This is a genomic window from Streptomyces nidicola (assembly GCF_050106155.1).
GTDB lineage: Bacteria > Actinomycetota > Actinomycetes > Streptomycetales > Streptomycetaceae > Streptomyces.
This window is the reverse complement of sequence record NZ_JBNBPI010000001.1, coordinates 4,275,115-4,291,860: the sequence shown is the minus strand read 5'-3', so window position 1 is coordinate 4,291,860 and position 16,746 is coordinate 4,275,115. Positions and strand designations below refer to the sequence as shown.

The window sequence follows — 16,746 nt, the reverse complement described above, 5'->3', positions numbered from 1 at the left end:
AGTTGAAGCGTCAACAACCTGCGGAAGGTGAGCAAGGTGAGCAGCATGCAGTTCGGGGTCTTCACCGTCGGTGACGTCACCGTGGACCCGACGACCGGACGCGCGCCGAGCGAGCACGAGCGCATCAAGGCGATGCTCGCCATCGCGCAGAAGGCGGAGGAGGTCGGCCTCGACGTCTTCGCGACCGGTGAGCACCACAACCCGCCGTTCGTCCCGTCCTCGCCGACGACGATGCTCGGCCACATCGCGGCCCGCACCGAGAACCTGATCCTGTCCACGTCGACGACGCTGATCACCACGAACGATCCGGTGAAGATCGCCGAGGACTTCGCGATGCTGCAGCACGTCGCGGACGGCCGGGTCGACCTGATGATGGGCCGCGGCAACACCGGGCCGGTCTACCCGTGGTTCGGCAAGGACATCCGGGACGGCATCGACCTCGCCATCGAGAACTACGCGCTGCTGCGCCGCCTGTGGGACGAGGACGTCGTGACCTGGAAGGGCAAGTTCCGTACGCCGCTCCAGTCGTTCACGTCGACGCCGCGTCCGATGGACGGTGTCGCGCCCTTCGTGTGGCACGGCTCCATCCGCTCGCCGGAGATCGCCGAGCAGGCCGCGTACTACGGCGACGGCTTCTTCCACAACCACATCTTCTGGCCGGCCTCCCACACCAAGCAGATGGTGAACCTGTACCGGCAGCGCTACGCCCACTACGGGCACGGCACGCCGGAGCAGGCGATCGTCGGCCTCGGTGGCCAGGTGTTCATGCGGCGCAACTCGCAGGACGCGGTACGGGAGTTCCGTCCGTACTTCGACAACGCGCCGGTGTACGGGCACGGTCCGTCGCTGGAGGAGTTCACGTCGCAGACGCCGCTGACGGTCGGTTCGCCGCAGGAGGTCATCGAGCGGACGCTGTCGTTCCGGGACTACGTCGGTGATTACCAGCGCCAGCTGTTCCTGATGGACCACGCGGGGCTGCCGCTGAAGACGGTCCTGGAGCAGCTCGATCTGCTGGGCGAGGAGGTCGTGCCGGTGCTGCGCAAGGAGTTCGCGAACAAGCGGCCGGCGAACGTGCCGGATGCGCCCACGCACGAGGCGCGTGTCGCCGCCAAGTCGGCTTCTGCTGAGGGGAGTTCGAAGTGAAGCTCGTCGTCGTGTCGGCGGGGCTGAGCGCTCCGTCGTCCACGCGGCTGCTGGCCGATCGGCTGGCCGCCGCGACCACGGAGCGGGTGGACGCGGAGGTCGAGGTGCTCGAACTGCGTGACTACGCCACGGAGATCGCCCAGCACTTCGTCACCGGGTTCCCGCCGGCCCGGTTGGCCGCCGCGCTCGACGCGGTGGCGGCGGCGGACGGGTTGATCGCGGTCACCCCGGTCTTCTCCGCTTCATACAGCGGCCTGTTCAAATCGTTCTTCGACCTGATCGACAAGGATGCGCTGACGGGGAAGCCGGTGCTTGTGGGGGCGACGGGCGGCACGGCCCGCCACTCGCTGGTCACCGAGCACGCGCTGCGCCCGCTCTTCACGTACCTCCGGGCCGTCGTGCTGCCGACCGCCGTGTACGCGGCGTCGGAGGACTGGGGCGAGGAGGGCCTCGCGGCTCGTATCGCCCGTGCGGGCGGGGAGTTGGCGCGGTTCATGACGCCTTCCGCGCAGGCCCCCGACGTGGACACGGCGTCGGCGATCGCCCCTCGCTCACTGCACGGCGCGATCACGTCCGTGGACCCGGAGGACGGCTTCGAGGTGGTCCCCTTCGCGGAACGCCTCGCCGCGCTGCGGGTCGGCTGACGCCGCGGTTCTGGTGGGGCGGGCCGGTTCCGTACCGGGGTTGGTGCCCACCGTTCCGGTTACGCGGCACCGGGGGCCGGGGCCGTTGCCGGGGGCGGCGCCTGCCGTCCTGGTCGCGCGGTACTGGCCTCTCGCCGGCTGGGCCGGTGCCCGGTCATCTCCCACCCGCCCGCCCCCTCCGGGGGCTTGGGCCTGTCCGGGGCCCGGTCTCTGTGCCGGGGTGGGCGCTCCTGCGTTCGGCTCGCGGTGCCGGGTTCTGGAGCCATGCCGGGGTCGACGCCCCCACGATCGGCGCGCAGCTCCAGCCCTGACCGGCTGCGCCGGTGCCCGGTCATCTCCCTCCCACTCGCCCCCTCCGGGGGCTTTGGCCCGTCCGGGGCCCGGTCGCTGTGCCGGGGTCGGCGCCTGTCGTGAGGGGCGCGCGGCACCGGGGTGCCGCCTTGCCCACCCTGCCGCCCCAGGCGGCAGATTGCCCAAGGCGGGGGCGGCGTTGGCCGTCAGGGGTGGGGAGTCGTCCTTGCCGTAGCTCACCCATGGCGATTGCGGCTGACCGCAATGGGTGGCAGCCGTCTTGGCGGTCGCTCGCCCGAGGCCGAGGCGTCGCCCCGTCAGGCCGACGCCCCCGGAGGGGGCGGGTGGGTGGGAGATGGGCGGGGCGACCTCGTCGGCCCCTTCGGCGTCGTCGGGGCGGGGCGGGCAAATCAAGCCCCTGCGGCGATTGAGCAGCGGGGTCCGGGGCGGAGCCCCGTGGCGTGGGCCCGGGCGGCGCGCCGGGATCGACTCCGCTTCGGGACGAGACCCGGCGTGGGCCGGGGCGGAGGGCGACGTCGCGGCGCAAAGCCCGTCTGCCGTGCCACGCCGGGCGCCGCACCGCGCCGGGCGCTGCACCGCGCCGCGCACCGCACCGCCCCGGACGCCACGCCGGGCGCCGCACCGCGCCAAGCGGCCCGCCGACCAGCGCCCCGTCACCGCACCACGCGGCGGACCCGGCCACCCGCCCGTGCGCGGAGCTTCTGCCAGGACCGTCGGTGGCGGGAGGCGTGGAGGTCGGCGAAGAGGGACTCGTAGCGGGCCGCGATCGGCTCCGGGTCGTAGCGGTGCGCCGAGGCGAGTGCCGCCGCGCCCATCTTCCGGCGGGCCGGCTCGTCCTCGATGAGGTCCATGACCGACTCGGCGAGCGCACTCGCGTTCCCCACGGGGACCAGCCGCCCGTCGACCCCGTCCGTGATGATCTCGGCGGGGCCGAGCGGCGCGTCCGTGGACACAACAGGAACGCCGCAGCGCATCGCCTCGACCAGCGTCATCCCGAAGGACTCCGCGTCCGAGGCGCTCACCACGATCGACGCCCGCGCGAACTCCGGCTCGATCGGCGACACCGTCCCCATGAGGCGGGCCCGGCCGCGCAGCCCGAGCTCGTCCACGAGGGCCCGCAGACGCGGCTCCTGCCGGCCGCCGCCGTAGATCCGCAGCTCCCAGTCCGGATACTTCGCCGACACCGCGCTGAAGGCCTCCAGGAGCAGGTCGTAGCGCTTGCCGCGGGCGAGCCGTCCCGCCGCGGCGATGATCTTCGAACTGCCGTCCGACGGCGGCACGGCGGCCGGCGGCACGATGTTCGGCACGCACAGGATCCGCACACCGGGCAGCCGCATCGCGGCCCGGTACACCTCCGCGTCCTCCTCCGTGACCGTGACCAGCGCGTCCAGCGCCCGGTAGCGCCGGGCGAGGGTCTTGAGCAGTTTGCGGCTGTGCGCGTCGTGCCGCAGGTGTTCCTGCGCGATCCGCAGCGCCCGCTTCGGCCCCCACTCGGCGAGGTAGACATTGAGCCCGGGCCGCGTCCCGATGACGACGTCGGCCTCGCAGCGCTCCTCCAGGTATGCGCGTACGCGCATGTCGTGCAGGAGCGTGTACTGCTGGTGGCGTTTGTCGGCGGCGGGGAAGACCTGCGCCGGTTCCCCGTACGCGGGGTGGCGCGTGTCGGGCGCCCCGTCCTGCAGGTCCACCAGCGGTACGAGAGTGATCCGCGGGTCGACCGGGAAGCGTGGGGTCTCCCGGTGCCGGGAGAGCGACACGATCTCCACCTCGTGGTCGCCGTGCTCGATGAGCGCGGTGGCGAGGTTGAGCGTGGTGCGCGCCGTGCCGCCGACGGCGTACACGTTGTGCAGCAGGAACGCGATCTTCATGTGCCCATGCCTTCCCCGGAAGGGGCGCGCCGCGGGTGAGAGCTGGGGAAGAAGCCCTTCGGCGGACCACCGAACAGGCGATCCTCCAATGCCTCGGCGTTCGCCGTGCTGCCCACCATGCCGCCCGCCGTGCTGCCTGCGCGCCACCCGCCGGGGAGGATGCGTGGCACTCTGTCGGGCGGGCGTCCCGGCCGACATCATGGCGTCATGCGCTTCTCCGTCAACATCCCGAACTTCGGTGACTTCGCCGACGCCCACACCGTCGCCCGCACGGCCGTCGCGGCCGAAGAGGCGGGCTGGGATGCCCTGTTGGTGTGGGACCACGTCGTGCATGACAAGAAGGTGCGGCGCGGCAAGCCCTTCGGTGATCCCTGGATGCTGCTCACGGCGGCGGCCCTGGCCACGTCCCGGATCAAGGTCGGCACGCTCGTCGCGGCGGTGCCCCGATACCGGCCCGAGCAACTCGCCCGCCAGGTCGCCACGTTGGACGCGCTCAGCGGTGGGCGCGTCGTGTTCGGCGCCGGTCTCGGCGGTCCCGTCGACGACGAGTTCGGTGACTTCGGGGACACCGTCGACCGGATCGTGCACGCCGAACGCCTCGACGAGGGGCTGGAGTTGCTCGCCCGGTACTGGTCGGGCGGCACGGTGGACCACGACGGCGCCCACTTCCGCGTAAAGGAGACGCAGCTGTTGCCCGCGACCGCGCAGCAGCCCCGCCCGCCCGTCTGGATCGGCGGCTTCTGGCCGGCCCGCCCGCCGATGCGCCGCGCGGCCCGCTGGGACGGCGCGGCCCCCTTGTTCGCCGACGCCCTGCACGGAGTGCCGCCGCGCCCCGACCAGTTCGCGGACGTCGTCCGTTACGTGAACGAGCACCGGGAGTCCACCGAGGGCCCCTTCGACTTCGTCGTCGGCGGGCTCACGCCACCCGGCAAGGCGGCCGCGCTCGACGTCGTAGGGCCGCTGGCCGACGCGGGCGCCACCTGGTGGGACGAGCGGCAGTTGCAGACGGGCGGGACGATCGACTCGTACGAGGCGGTGCTGCGAAGGATCGAGGCGGGTCCGCCGGTGCTCTAGGCCGGGAAACCTACGGCCACACCAGGCAGTACGCCTGATGCCCCGCATCGTGCAGCCGGTGGCTGAAGTCCTGCCACTCGTGCAGCAGTTGGTACACGTTGAACGCGTCGCGCGGCCCGCCGCGGTCGGGGACGGTGGACCAGATGAACGCCGCGGCGCCAACGGACTCCTCGCCGACCCCGCGCAGCGGGTCGACGACCGTCATGGGGAGCTTGACCACCGCGTAGTCGGGGTGGAGGACGACGAGCTCCAGGGGCGGGACCTTGTGCAGGGGTATGCCCTCTATGCCGGTGAGGACCATCGCGGCCATCGTCTCCGGCTTGATCTTGGTGAACATGCCGCCCATGCCCAGCTCGTCACCGCCGAGCTCCTCGGGGCGCATGGAGATCGGGACGCGGGCGGCCGTCGCGCCGTCGGGCGCGCCGAAGTATTTGTAGGTCACCCCCACCCGGCCACCATTCCCGATGTCCCCGTCCGTGATGTCGCTGGCCGTGATGTCCCTGGCCTCTTCGCCCTCTTCGCGTCGGTGCTTCCCCCGCCGGGCACGCCGGGGGCCCAGGTCGCCGGTCCCCTCGCCCAGTCCGCCACCGCGATGCATATCTCCACCCGACTGCTGTTCCCCGGGCCGCGCAAGCCCTTTTGTAGGCCGCGCGACCGCCTGCGCGCAACCCGATCATCGTGTCAGTGACCTCCCCCACGGTCCCCCGCCGAAACGTGCCCGCAAGGTATGGCGCGAGGCAGAGTCTAGAGTCCCCGCGGGTCCACGCGCTGGGGCGCGCGAGGGTGGGCCGTACGCTGAGAGGTATGGCAGAGGCGAACAACACTCCCTATCCCTATGAGGCACCCGCGTCGCAGGGGCTTTTCGACCGTGCGGAAGCGGTGACGCCCGGTGGCGTGAACTCGCCCGTGCGCGCGTTCCGTGCGGTGGGCGGAACGCCCCGGTTCATGGTGTCCGGTAACGGTCCGTATCTCACCGATGCCGACGGGCGCGAGTATGTCGACCTCGTGTGCTCGTGGGGGCCGATGATCCTCGGCCATTCCCACCCCGAGGTGATCGCGGCCGTGCAGGAGGCCGTCTCGCGCGGCACCTCCTTCGGTACGCCGGGCGCGGGTGAGGTCGAGCTGGCCGAGGAGATCGTCCGGCGGATCGACCCCGTCGAGCAGGTGCGGCTCGTGTCCTCCGGCACCGAGGCGACCATGTCGGCGATCCGGCTGGCCCGCGGATTCACGGGTCGGGCGAAGGTCATCAAGTTCGCCGGCTGCTACCACGGGCACGTCGACGCGCTGCTCGCCGCCGCCGGTTCCGGTGTCGCCACGCTGGGCCTGCCTGACACCCCGGGTGTCACGGGCGCGCAGGCCGGCGACACGATCGTCCTGCCGTACAACGACATCGAGGCCGTGCGTGCCGCGTTCGCCGCGCACCCCGGCGAGATCGCCTGTGTGATCACGGAGGCCTCGCCCGGCAACATGGGCGTCGTGCCGCCGAAGGCGGGCTTCAACCAGGGGCTCAAGGACGTGTGCGCCGAGAACGGCGCGCTGTACATCTCCGACGAGGTGATGACCGGCTTCCGTACGTCGAAGGCCGGCTGGTTCGGTGTCGACGGCGTCGTGCCCGACCTGCTGACGTTCGGCAAGGTCATGGGTGGCGGCTTCCCGGCCGCCGCGTTCGGTGGCCGCGCCGATGTCATGGCGCACCTCGCTCCGGCCGGTCCCGTCTACCAGGCGGGCACGCTGTCCGGTAACCCCGTCGCCACCGCCGCCGGTGTCGCCCAGCTGCGGCTGCTCGACGACGCCGCGTACGCGAAGGTGAACGCGACCAGCGAGCAGCTGCGCGGCCTGGTGAGCGAGGCGCTCACCAAGGAGGGCGTCGCGCACCGCGTGCAGAACGCCACGAACATGTTCACCGTGTTCTTCACGGAGAACGAGGTGAACGACTACGAGGACGCGAAGGGGCAGGACGCCTTCCGCTTCGGTCCGTTCTTCCACTCGATGCTGGAGCAGGGCGTGTATCTGCCGCCGTCGGCCTTCGAGTCCTGGTTCGTCTCGACGGCCCACGACGAGCGGGCGATCGAGCGCATCGCCGCCGCGCTGCCCGCCGCCGCCCGCGCCGCCGCGGAGGCCACCGCATGAGCGCCCCGAAGTCGGGCGACGACATCACCGTCGTCCATCTGATGCGCCACGGCGAGGTGCACAACCCGGAGGGGATCCTGTACGGGCGCCTGCCCGACTACCACCTCTCCGAGCTGGGCCGGCGGATGGCCGACCGGGTCGCCGAGCACCTCTCGGCGCGTGACATCACGCACGTCGTGGCGTCTCCGCTGGACCGGGCGCAGGAGACGGCGACGCCGATCGCGAAGTCGCACGGCCTCGACCTGGACAGCGACGAGCGGCTCATCGAGGCGGGCAACGTCTTCCAGGGCAAGACCTTCGGCGTCGGCGACGGCGCGCTGAAGAACCCGGAGAACTGGAAGCACCTGGTCAACCCGTTCAAGCCGTCCTGGGGCGAGCCGTACATCGACCAGGTCGTGCGGATGATGGGCGCGCTCGACGCGGCGAAGGACGCCGCGCGCGGGCACGAGGCCGTGTGCGTCAGCCACCAGCTGCCCATCTGGATCGTGCGGAGTTACGTCGAGAAGCGGCGCCTGTGGCACGACCCGCGCAAGCGGCAGTGCACGCTCGCCTCGCTGACGACGTTCACGTACCAGGGCGACAAGATCGTGTCCGTGGGCTACACCGAGCCCGCCCGCGACCTCGTTCCCGCGCATCTCCTGGCCGGCGCCAAGCCGGTGAAGGGGAAGGACAAGGCCTTCGGGGCCTGATCCTGGGCAAACGAATCGCCTGATCCCGGCAACACATTCCGCGTGAAAGGCCGCCGTCAATCCGGCGGCCTTTCGCGTACCCCTTCAATTCACTGCAAAACCGGACGGTTTACCGGAACCCGCGTGTTCCTCCTGCCCTCTTCCGGGGCGCCCCTGTGAATGGGGCAGCGTGAGGAATGGGGACGACGGAATGCGGGACGTGAGTCGCAGGGGACTGCTCGGGCTCGGCGCGGGCGCGGCGAGCGGGGCGCTGCTCGCCGGGTGCGGTACGGGCGGTGGCCGGAAGGTCGGCTCCCAGGAGCACGGCAACGCGGGCCCGCCCGGCCGGGAGCAGCTGAGGCCCATCGGCGACGGCTCGACGGCGTACACCGGAAAGCAGCCGCGGCAGCCCGGCAGGCCCGAGCGGCTCGAACCCGGCCAGAAGCCGCCGCAGTTCGTGGTCTTCTCCTGGGACGGCGCGGGCGAGGTGGGCAACGGGCTCTTCCCGCGCTTCCTGAAGCTCGCCGAGGACCACGGCGCGCACATGACCTTCTTCCTGTCGGGGCTCTATCTCCTGCCGGAGTCGAAGAAGCGGCTCTACCGCCCGCCGAACAACCCCGTCGGCGCCTCCGACATCGGCTATCTGACCGACGCCCACATCAAGGAGACCCTGAAGTACGTCCGCCGCGCCTGGCTCGAAGGGCACGAGATCGGCACGCACTTCAACGGGCACTTCTGCGCGGGCTCCGGCTCCGTCGCCAACTGGACGCCCGCGCAGTGGCGCGACGAGATCGACCAGGCGACGTCCTTCGTAAAGAAGTGGCGTACGAACACGGGCTGGAAGGACCTGCCTGCGCTGCCCTTCGACTACGACAAGGAACTCGTCGGCGGCCGCACACCCTGTCTGCTGGGCCAGGAGAACCTGCTGCCCACCGCCCGCGAACTCGGCTGGCGCTACGACGCGTCCTCGCCCGGCGGCGTCCAGCGCTGGCCGCACAAGCGGCTCGGGATCTGGGATCTGCCGCTGCAGGCCGTCCCGTTCCCCGGCCGGAGCTTCGAGGTCCTGTCGATGGACTACAACATGCTGGCCAACCAGTCCCTCAACTCCACGCGCGCGCCCGCCGCCAACTACCCGGGCTGGCGCGAGCAGTCCGCGCAGGCGTACATCCAGGGATTCAAGCGGGCATACGAGACGAACCGGGTGCCGTTCTTCATCGGCAACCACTTCGAGGAGTGGAACGGCGGCATCTACATGGACGCCGTCGAGGACGCGCTGAAGCACATCGCGGCCACCGCGGAGACCCACCGTGACGTGCGGCTCGTCTCCTTCCGGCAGTTCGTCGACTGGCTCGACGCGCAGGACCCAAAAACGCTGGCGAAGCTGCGTACGCTCGACGTGGGACAGCAGCCGTCCGAAGGCTGGCGCAAGTTCCTCGCAAACCCCTCTTGAAGTGGGCTTTTCCCACCGCGAGGGGGGTGCGGAAGATCCCCTAAACAGACATGCGAAACTTTTCACATGAGTGCCGCCTCCCGCACCCCCCGCACCACCGCGACGAAGCGCCGCGCCGCCAAGCTGACCGTAGGAGCCGCCGTGGCGGCCCTCGCGCTGACGGCCTGCGGCTCCGGCGGTACCTCGGGCGGCGGCAACAACACCAACTTCGTCACCGGGTCCGGCGGCATCGCCACGGTCAAGAAGGGCGAGCGCCACGACGCCCCCTCCCTGACCGGCAAGGACCTGGAGGGCAAGCAGCTCGACATGTCCGACTACAAGGGCAAGGTCGTCGTCCTCAACGTCTGGGGCTCCTGGTGCCCGCCCTGCCGGGCAGAGGCGCCGAACTTCGTGAAGGTCGCGGGGGACACCGAGAAGCAGGGCGTCCAGTTCCTCGGCATCAACACCCGGGACACCAGCACCAACCCGGCCAAGAAGTTCGAGGAGTCCTACGACGTCCCGTACCCGAGCTTCTACGACCCGACGGGCCGGCTCCTCCTCAAGTTCGAGAAGGGCACCCTCAACCCGCAGGCCATCCCCTCGACGATCGTCGTCGACCGCGAGGGAAAGATCGCCGCGCGTTCGCTCAAGCCACTCAGCGAGAAGGCCCTGCGCAAGATGGTCGCGCCGGTCGTCGCGGAGAAGTGAGCGAAGGTGAGCTCCTCCCTCGTCACACTCGCCGCCGGTGACACCGTCACCGACGGTGCGCTCCTCCTGGCCGTCCCCGTGGCTCTGCTCGGCGGCCTGGTCTCCTTCTTCTCCCCGTGCGTGCTGCCCCTCGTACCCGGCTATCTGAGTTACGTGACCGGCATCACCGGCACCGATCTGATGGAGCAGCGGCGGGGCCGGATGGCAGCGGGCGCCAGCCTGTTCGTCCTCGGGTTCACCGCCGTCTTCGTCTCCGGCGGCGCCCTGTTCGGCTTCTTCGGCCAGACGCTCCAGGAGTACCAAGGGGTGCTGAGCAAGGTGCTCGGCGTCCTCATGATCGGCATGGGGATCTTCTTCATGGGCTTCATGCCCTGGATGACGCAGCGGGAGTTCCGCTTCCACAAGAAGCCCGCCGCCGGTCTGGCCGGAGCCCCGGTCCTCGGCGCGCTGTTCGGCATCGGCTGGACCCCCTGCATCGGCCCGACCCTCGCCTCCGTGATCGGCCTCTCCTCGGTGCAGAGCACCGCGGGCCGCGGGGCGATACTGACCATCGCGTACTGCCTCGGCCTCGGCGTGCCCTTCGTGCTCGCCGCGATCGCCTTCCGCAAGGCGCTCGGCGCGTTCGGCTGGGTCAAGCAGCACTACACGTGGGTGATGCGCATCGGCGGCATCATGATGATCCTGACCGGAGTTCTGCTGCTCACGGGTGCGTGGGACGCCCTCGTGGGGCAGATGCGGACCTGGTCCACCGGCTTCCAGGTGGGAATCTGATCCATGAGCAACACGACCGACGACGTGCAGACCGGCGGCGATCCCGCTGAGCTCGAAGCCGCGTCCCAGCTGAGCACGGCCCCCCAGGAGGACCGTGCGCCCAACCTGCCCCGGCTCGGTGTCATCGGCTGGGTCCGCTGGTTCTGGCGGCAGCTCACCTCGATGCGGGTCGCCCTGATCCTCCTGTTCCTGCTCTCCCTCGGCGCCATCCCCGGCTCGCTGATCCCCCAGCAGGGCACGGACCCGACCAAGGTCGACACCTTCCGCAAGGCCCACGACACGCTCGCGTCGATCTACGACAAGATCGGCTTCTTCCACGTCTACAGCTCGGTGTGGTTCTCCGCGATCTACCTGCTGCTGTTCATCTCCCTCATCGGCTGCATCGTGCCGCGCACCTGGCAGTTCGTCGGGCAGCTGCGCGGCCGTCCGCCGGGCGCGCCCAAGCGGCTCACCCGGCTGCCCGCGTACGCGACGTGGCGCACCGAGGCGGACCCCGAGCAGGTGCGCGCCGCCGCCCTCGCGATGATGAAGAAGCGCCGCTACCGCGCACACGTCGCAGGGACCGCGGTCGCGGCCGAGAAGGGCTATCTGCGCGAGGTCGGCAACCTCGTCTTCCACATCGCGCTGATCGTGATGCTGGTGTCCTTCGCCTGGGGCCAGCTGTTCAAGTTCGAGGGCGGCAAGCTCGTCACCGAGGGCGACGGGTTCGCCAACACGCTCACGCAGTACGACGACTTCAAGTCCGGCAACCTCTTCGACAGCGATAACGACCTGTCGCCGTTCAGCTTCACGCTCGACAAGTTCACGGCCACGTACGAGCGCACGGGCCCCGAGAAGGGCACCCCGCGCACGTTCCGCGCGAACGTCAGCTACACCGAGGGATCGGGCGACAAGACGAAGCAGGCCAAGATCGAGTCCAACCACCCGCTGGACATCGACGGCACCAAGATCTTCCTCAACGGGCACGGCTACGCGGTCCCCGTCACGGTCCGCGACGGCAAGGGCAAGGTCGTCTCGAAGCAGACCGTGCCGATGCTGCCGATCGACTCCAACATCTCCTCGCAGGGCGCCATCAAGGTGATGGACGGCTACAAGAACGCGCAGGGCAAGAAGGAACAGCTGGGCTTCGCCGCCTGGTTCGTGCCGACGTTCGCGGGCGCGGGCAAGGGCACGATGCTCTCCCAGTTCCCCGCGCTCGACTTCCCCGTCCTCGCGCTGAACGCGACGCACGGCGACCTCGGCGTCGACGCCGGCCTTCCGCAGAACGTGTACCAGCTGGACACCTCGCACATGAAGGCCTTCAAGGACTCCAAGGGCAAGGCGCTCAAGCAGCGGCTGCTGCCCGGCGAGACGATGAAGCTGCCGGGCGGGGCGGGGTCCATCACGTTCGACAAGGACATCAAGGAATGGGTCACCTTCCAGATCTCCCACCAGCCCGGTGACACCTGGGCACTGGGCGGCGCCATCGCCGCGATCGGCGGTCTGGCCGGCTCCCTGTTCATCCAGCGCCGCCGCGTCTGGGTGCGCGCCGTCGAAGGCGAGGACGGGGTGACCGTCGTCGAGATGGCGGGCCTCGGCCGCAGCGAGTCCGCGAAGCTGCCGGAGGAGCTGGGCTCCTTGGTCGAGCAGCTGCACAGCGAGGCGCCGAGCGCCCCCGAACCCACCGAAACCTCCGCATCAACCACCGCTGTTCCTGCCGCCGAAGGGGCTGAGAAGTGACTCTCGCCGCCGCAGTCAACGAGAACCTGGCTCACACCAGTAACGTCCTCATCTACTCGTCGATGGCCGTGTATCTGCTCGCGTTCTTCGCGAACATGGCCGAGTGGATCTTCGGTAGCCGCAGCAAGGTCGGCCGAACCGCCGCCGCGCTGACCGGCAACGCCGAGACGAAGGCCGCCGCGCCCGCCGTCACGGTGAAGAAGGAGGGCGGCACGGCCGTCCTGGAGCGGCCGAAGGTCGTGACGCGGGCCGCGGCCGGCGCGCGTGACGTGCCGGACGGCCCCGGCGCCGCCGGCGGTGACGCACAGGGCGACCTGTACGGGCGCATCGCCATCTCCCTCACGGCGCTCGGCTTCATCATCGAGTTCGGCGGCGTGCTCACGCGCGCGCTCTCGGTGGAGCGGGCCCCGTGGGGCAACATGTACGAGTTCAGCATCACCTTCTCCACCGTCGCCGTGGCCATCTACCTGGTCCTGCTGGCGCTGAAGAAGAACGTGCGCTGGCTCGGACTGCCCCTGGTCATCACGGTCCTGCTCGACCTCGGTCTCGCCACCACGGTGCTGTACACGTCCAGCGACCAGCTGGTGCCGGCGCTGCACTCGTACTGGCTGTACATCCACGTCTCGACGGCGATCTTCTGCGGCGCGGTCTTCTACGTCGGCGCGGTCGGCACGATCCTGTACCTCTTCAAGGACTCGTACGAGAGCAAGCTCGCGGGCGGCGGCACCCCCGGCCGGTTCGCGACCTCCGTCATGGAGCGGCTGCCCGCCTCGCAGTCCCTGGACAAGTTCTCCTACCGCGTGAACGCGGCCGTCTTCCCGCTGTGGACGTTCACGATCATCGCGGGTGCCATCTGGGCGGGCGACGCGTGGGGCCGCTACTGGGGCTGGGACCCCAAGGAGACCTGGTCGTTCATCACCTGGGTCGCCTACGCGGCGTACCTGCACGCCCGCGCGACGGCCGGCTGGAAGGGCCGCAAGGCCGCGTACCTGGCGCTGATCGCGTTCGGCTGCTGGATCTTCAACTACTACGGCGTGAACATCTTCGTCACGGGCAAGCACTCGTACGCCGGCGTGTGAGCCACCTCGCTTCGTGAAAGGCCGGTCCTGCTCCTGCGGGGCCGGCCTTTCGCGTACGCGCGTCAGCCCACCGTGATGGCGTCCAGCTTTCCGCGCAGGTACGCGTGCGAATCGACGGGCTCGTATGCGACGCGGCCCTTCGGTGCGGGCAGTGGTTCGACGGTCGTGCCGGGGTCGCACTCGTAGAAGTAGACGAGCGACATGAGCTCCTCGGCGGGCGCGTCCGCGGGCGGCGGCAGGACGCGGTGGCGGCCGGAGCGCCAGCGGTCGCCGGTCCAGCGGGCCATCAGGTCACCGATGTTGATGGTGAAGGCGTCCGGATCGTACGGGGCGTCCTCCCAGCCGCCCTCGTCCGTGAACACCTGGAGGCCGCCCTTCCCGGCCTGCCGGTCGAGGACCGTCACCGTGCCGAAGTCGGTGTGCGGGCCGATCCGGAACTGGCCCGGCTCCGGAGCGCCGACGACCTCCGTGCCCGGGTACCAGTTGATGTTGAAGCCCCAGGTGGGGTGCGCGGTGTGCCGGGTGAAGAAGTCGGCGGGCTCGTCGAGGGCGGCCGCGAGGAGTTCGAGCAGCCGGTCGGAGAGAGTCCGCATCTGCTCCAGGTACGTCTCCACGAGCGCGCGCAGCTGCGGCGACTCGGCCGGGAAGACGTTCTCGCCCGACCACTCGGCGCGCACCGCCGGGTCGTCGAAGGGCGTCGCCGTGGCGAAGGACAGCGACTCCTTCAGGTCGGGCGGCGTCTCGGTGCCCTCGGCGTACCCGTTGGCCTCGGCGCCCGGCCCGAGCCAGCCGCGGCCGCCGACCTTCACGCTGTACGGCTCCTTCACGGGCGCCGGCAGCCGGAAGAACCCGCGGGCCGCGTCCCGGATCCGGGTGCGCAGGGCCGGGTCGACGCCGTGCCCGGTGACCAGCAGGAACCCGGCCGTGCGCAGCGCGTCGTCCACGGTGGCGGCGATCGCGGCGCGGGCCCGCGGGTCGCCGGACAGCCAGGGCCGGAGGTCGATGGTCGGGATGCGCGGCGCGGCGCCGGGGGAAGCGGTCATGCGGTCCACTCTCGCGGCGCGGAAACACCGGGGCAACGTGCGGGGCGTACTGTCCCGGCCGTCCCCACCCCGACGGAATGTCCGCACGCGCGCGTGCGGACCGGGAGGTCCCGTGTCCGCTCTTACGCTCCGCGAGATCCTGAGCCTCGACGTCGTCGGCGCCGCCGAACCCGAACTGCTCGCAGGGGAGGGGGCGTTGGACCGTCCGGTGCGCTGGGTGCATTCGAGCGAGGTGTACGAGGGGGCGGGCTTCCTGGACGGCGGGGAGCTGCTGCTGACGAACGGGTTCGCGTTCCTCGACGCCGACGGGGGCGCGCTGCGCCGCTACGTACGGGAGTTGACGGCGCGCGGGGCGGTGGGCCTCGCCGTGGAGGTGGGCCGGGCCCTGGAACGTATGCCGTCCGAAGTGGTGGCGGCAGCAAGGGAGTTGGGGTTCCCGCTGATCGCGTTGCGGCGCGTCGTGCCGTTCGTGCGGATCGCGGAGGCCGCCAACCGGGCCATCGTCACCCACGGGCTCGCCGCCCGCCCCGCGGTGACGCTGCGGGCCGCCGACCATTCGGCCGCGCTGCTCGCCGATCTGGCCGAGCGGCAGGCACTCAATCAGCCGGAGGTGCAGGCGCGTTCGGCGCTCGCCGGGTTCCGGCCCGGGCCCGGGGCGCGGCTCGTCGGGGTCTCCGTGCACGGTCCGGCGGTGGCGGCCCGCGCGGCGGTCGACCGGGTGGCGGGGCGGGGCGCGCTGTGTGCCGCGTTCCCCGGTGATGTGCTCGCGCTGGTGGCGGCGCCGGCCGGGCGTGACCCGGTGCGCGCCGTCCTCGACGCCTTCCGTGCCGTGGCCGCGCCGGGGCTCACCGTGGCGGTCGGGCCCGCGGTCGCCGCGGGTGACGGGTGGCTGCGCTGGAGCGACACGCTGCGCACGGCCCGTACGACGCTGGAGCTGGCGCTGACCGTGCCGGCGGCCGAACCGGCGCTCGCCGAGGGGCCGTTGGTGGCGTCCTCGCGGGCGCTCGCCCTCGAGCGGGAGCTGACCAGGGGCGGTGTGGAGGCCAACCGGGAGCGGCTGACGCGGCTCGTCGGTGACGTCCTCGGGCCGCTCCTGGAGTGGGAGGCCGTGCACGGCAGCGACCTCGTGCACACCCTTGAGGTGCATCTGCGGCACGGCTGCAGCCCCACGCGTACCGCCGCGCTCCTGCACATCGGACGGCAGTCCCTCTACCAGCGCCTCGAGCGCATCGAGTCGCTGCTCGGCGCCGAGGTCGGCGACCCGGAACTGCTCGGGGAACTGCTCCAGGCGGCGTGCGCGGCCCGGGTCGTGGGGGCCGGGCGGGCCGGTCAGGGGGCCAGCGAGCGCCAGATCCTCTCCGACAGGACGCGCGCGGCCTGATCGAGGTCGGTCTCGTGCGTCCCGGCGAGCCAGCCGCGCGCGAGGCCGACGACCGGGCCGAGTACCAGGGCCTCGATGAGCGGCTCGGGCAGCGGGGCGATCGCGCCGGAGTCGACGTGCTGCCGCATCCACTCGGTCAGCGGCGAGAGCCGGGCCTCCTGCGTGTCGCGCAACTGGCGGGCCTGCGCCATCCCCAGCCGGTCGGCGTACGAGGAGTGCAACAGGCGGGAGGCGTCGGGGTGTTCGCGGATGAAGCGCAGATACGTTTCGACGATCGCCTGGATCCCCGTGCGCGGTGTGCGGGAGCGTTCGAGGGCCGCGGTGAGTTCTCCGAGGAGCCGACCGAGCCAGCGCAGCAACAGCGCCTGCATCAGCCCGTCGACGCTGCCGAAGTGGTGGTACAGGCTGCCCGGACTCGCCCCGCCCGTCCGCGTCAGGGAGCTGACGGTGATGCCCTGCTCGCCGGCGTCCGCGTACACGCGCAGAGCGGCATCGAGGAGGCGGTCGACGGTTTCCGCGCCGCGCAGTTGCTTGGGGCTCATGACGACGACCAGCCTAAGGCACCTCCCCAGGGCTGTGTTTCTATAGTGAATTTCTAGAAATTCACTCCAGTTCAGTAAGGTGCTGAGCCACACTGATCCCCGTGTCGGACAACACAGGGATCACCCTGGCCGAGGCCGTCGAGCGGCACTGGGGACCGCTCGACGGCCCGGCCGTCTCCCGTTCTTGACCTGCTCGCCCAGCGGGCGGGGTTCGCGGCGCGGGTGCCGGAGGGGG

Annotated in this window: 15 protein-coding genes; 11 read left to right on the top strand and 4 right to left on the bottom strand. The window is 71.0% G+C overall.

What is annotated here, in order from left to right; genetic code table 11:
• Positions 1-45: 45 nt before the first annotated feature.
• Both ACOKM3_RS19510 and ACOKM3_RS19505 read left to right on the top strand, forming a co-directional pair.
• Positions 46-1,143, top strand: a complete 1,098-nt coding sequence (locus tag ACOKM3_RS19510) for an LLM class flavin-dependent oxidoreductase (RefSeq protein ID WP_426906837.1) — start codon at positions 46-48, stop codon at positions 1,141-1,143.
• Entirely contained in the window at positions 1,140-1,787 is a 648-nt protein-coding gene (locus ACOKM3_RS19505) for a CE1759 family FMN reductase (protein WP_426902110.1), read from the top strand. The genes ACOKM3_RS19510 and ACOKM3_RS19505 overlap by 4 nt, the downstream gene beginning before the upstream one ends.
• Before the next feature lie 965 nt (positions 1,788-2,752).
• On the opposite strand, the gene ACOKM3_RS19500 is transcribed toward ACOKM3_RS19505, so the two are convergent.
• Positions 2,753-3,967: a glycosyltransferase family 4 protein gene (locus tag ACOKM3_RS19500; protein ID WP_426902108.1), complete on the bottom strand. Its 1,215-nt coding sequence runs from the start codon at positions 3,965-3,967 to the stop codon at positions 2,753-2,755.
• Between the two features lie 207 nt (positions 3,968-4,174).
• On the opposite strand from ACOKM3_RS19500, the gene ACOKM3_RS19495 reads away from it, so the two are divergent.
• On the top strand, positions 4,175-5,041 hold the full coding sequence (locus ACOKM3_RS19495; RefSeq protein WP_426902106.1) for an LLM class flavin-dependent oxidoreductase: 867 nt from the start codon (positions 4,175-4,177) through the stop codon (positions 5,039-5,041).
• A 10-nt stretch (positions 5,042-5,051) separates the two neighbouring features.
• Here the strand turns inward: ACOKM3_RS19495 and ACOKM3_RS19490 are convergent, their stop codons facing one another.
• Entirely contained in the window at positions 5,052-5,639 is a 588-nt protein-coding gene (locus ACOKM3_RS19490; protein WP_426902104.1) for a hypothetical protein, read from the bottom strand.
• Between the two features lie 206 nt (positions 5,640-5,845).
• On the opposite strand from ACOKM3_RS19490, the gene hemL reads away from it, so the two are divergent.
• From hemL to ccsB, 7 genes are all read left to right on the top strand, one after another.
• Complete coding sequence (hemL, locus tag ACOKM3_RS19485) at positions 5,846-7,171, top strand: glutamate-1-semialdehyde 2,1-aminomutase (RefSeq protein ID WP_426902102.1); 1,326 nt, start codon at positions 5,846-5,848, stop codon at positions 7,169-7,171.
• Positions 7,168-7,860: a histidine phosphatase family protein gene (locus tag ACOKM3_RS19480; protein ID WP_426902100.1), complete on the top strand. Its 693-nt coding sequence runs from the start codon at positions 7,168-7,170 to the stop codon at positions 7,858-7,860. Before hemL ends, ACOKM3_RS19480 begins: the two co-directional genes overlap by 4 nt.
• A gap of 190 nt (positions 7,861-8,050) precedes the next feature.
• Positions 8,051-9,289 carry a polysaccharide deacetylase family protein gene (locus tag ACOKM3_RS19475; RefSeq protein ID WP_426902098.1) on the top strand — a complete coding sequence of 413 codons (1,239 nt, stop codon included), beginning with the start codon at positions 8,051-8,053 and terminating at the stop codon, positions 9,287-9,289.
• A 66-nt stretch (positions 9,290-9,355) separates the two neighbouring features.
• Complete coding sequence (locus ACOKM3_RS19470) at positions 9,356-9,976, top strand: TlpA family protein disulfide reductase (RefSeq protein WP_426902096.1); 621 nt, start codon at positions 9,356-9,358, stop codon at positions 9,974-9,976.
• 6 nt (positions 9,977-9,982) lie between these two features.
• A complete protein-coding gene (locus ACOKM3_RS19465; RefSeq protein WP_426902094.1) occupies positions 9,983-10,747 on the top strand; it encodes a cytochrome c biogenesis CcdA family protein in 765 nt (254 codons plus the stop codon).
• Positions 10,748-10,750: 3 nt separating this feature from the next.
• Entirely contained in the window at positions 10,751-12,466 is a 1,716-nt protein-coding gene (resB, locus tag ACOKM3_RS19460) for a cytochrome c biogenesis protein ResB (protein WP_426902093.1), read from the top strand.
• Positions 12,463-13,545, top strand: a complete 1,083-nt coding sequence (ccsB, locus tag ACOKM3_RS19455; protein WP_426902091.1) for a c-type cytochrome biogenesis protein CcsB — start codon at positions 12,463-12,465, stop codon at positions 13,543-13,545. The genes resB and ccsB overlap by 4 nt, the downstream gene beginning before the upstream one ends.
• Before the next feature lie 62 nt (positions 13,546-13,607).
• On the opposite strand, the gene ACOKM3_RS19450 is transcribed toward ccsB, so the two are convergent.
• Positions 13,608-14,588 (bottom strand): isopenicillin N synthase family dioxygenase, encoded by a 981-nt coding sequence (locus ACOKM3_RS19450; RefSeq protein WP_426902089.1) that lies wholly within the window; start codon positions 14,586-14,588, stop codon positions 13,608-13,610.
• Positions 14,589-14,700: 112 nt separating this feature from the next.
• Between ACOKM3_RS19450 and ACOKM3_RS19445 the strand changes: the two genes are divergently transcribed.
• Positions 14,701-15,969 carry a PucR family transcriptional regulator gene (locus ACOKM3_RS19445; RefSeq protein WP_426902087.1) on the top strand — a complete coding sequence of 423 codons (1,269 nt, stop codon included), beginning with the start codon at positions 14,701-14,703 and terminating at the stop codon, positions 15,967-15,969.
• Here ACOKM3_RS19445 and ACOKM3_RS19440 read toward each other — a convergent pair.
• Positions 15,918-16,511, bottom strand: a complete 594-nt coding sequence (locus ACOKM3_RS19440; protein WP_426902085.1) for a TetR/AcrR family transcriptional regulator — start codon at positions 16,509-16,511, stop codon at positions 15,918-15,920. The genes ACOKM3_RS19445 and ACOKM3_RS19440 overlap by 52 nt on opposite strands.
• Positions 16,512-16,746 lie beyond the last annotated feature (235 nt).

Excerpts from the sequence above, each read along its gene's own strand:
- hemL (WP_426902102.1), top strand. The coding sequence starts at position 5,846 with ATGGCAGAGGCGAACAACACTCCCTATCCCTATGAGGCACCCGCGTCG.
- ACOKM3_RS19450 (WP_426902089.1), bottom strand. The coding sequence starts at position 14,588 with ATGACCGCTTCCCCCGGCGCCGCGCCGCGCATCCCGACCATCGACCTC.
- ACOKM3_RS19440 (WP_426902085.1), bottom strand. The coding sequence starts at position 16,511 with ATGAGCCCCAAGCAACTGCGCGGCGCGGAAACCGTCGACCGCCTCCTC.
- ACOKM3_RS19495 (WP_426902106.1), top strand. The coding sequence starts at position 4,175 with ATGCGCTTCTCCGTCAACATCCCGAACTTCGGTGACTTCGCCGACGCC.
- resB (WP_426902093.1), top strand. The coding sequence starts at position 10,751 with ATGAGCAACACGACCGACGACGTGCAGACCGGCGGCGATCCCGCTGAG.
- ACOKM3_RS19510 (WP_426906837.1), top strand. The coding sequence starts at position 46 with ATGCAGTTCGGGGTCTTCACCGTCGGTGACGTCACCGTGGACCCGACG.
- ACOKM3_RS19500 (WP_426902108.1), bottom strand. The coding sequence starts at position 3,967 with ATGAAGATCGCGTTCCTGCTGCACAACGTGTACGCCGTCGGCGGCACG.
- ACOKM3_RS19470 (WP_426902096.1), top strand. The coding sequence starts at position 9,356 with ATGAGTGCCGCCTCCCGCACCCCCCGCACCACCGCGACGAAGCGCCGC.
- ACOKM3_RS19475 (WP_426902098.1), top strand. The coding sequence starts at position 8,051 with ATGCGGGACGTGAGTCGCAGGGGACTGCTCGGGCTCGGCGCGGGCGCG.
- ACOKM3_RS19480 (WP_426902100.1), top strand. The coding sequence starts at position 7,168 with ATGAGCGCCCCGAAGTCGGGCGACGACATCACCGTCGTCCATCTGATG.
- ACOKM3_RS19490 (WP_426902104.1), bottom strand. The coding sequence starts at position 5,639 with ATGCATCGCGGTGGCGGACTGGGCGAGGGGACCGGCGACCTGGGCCCC.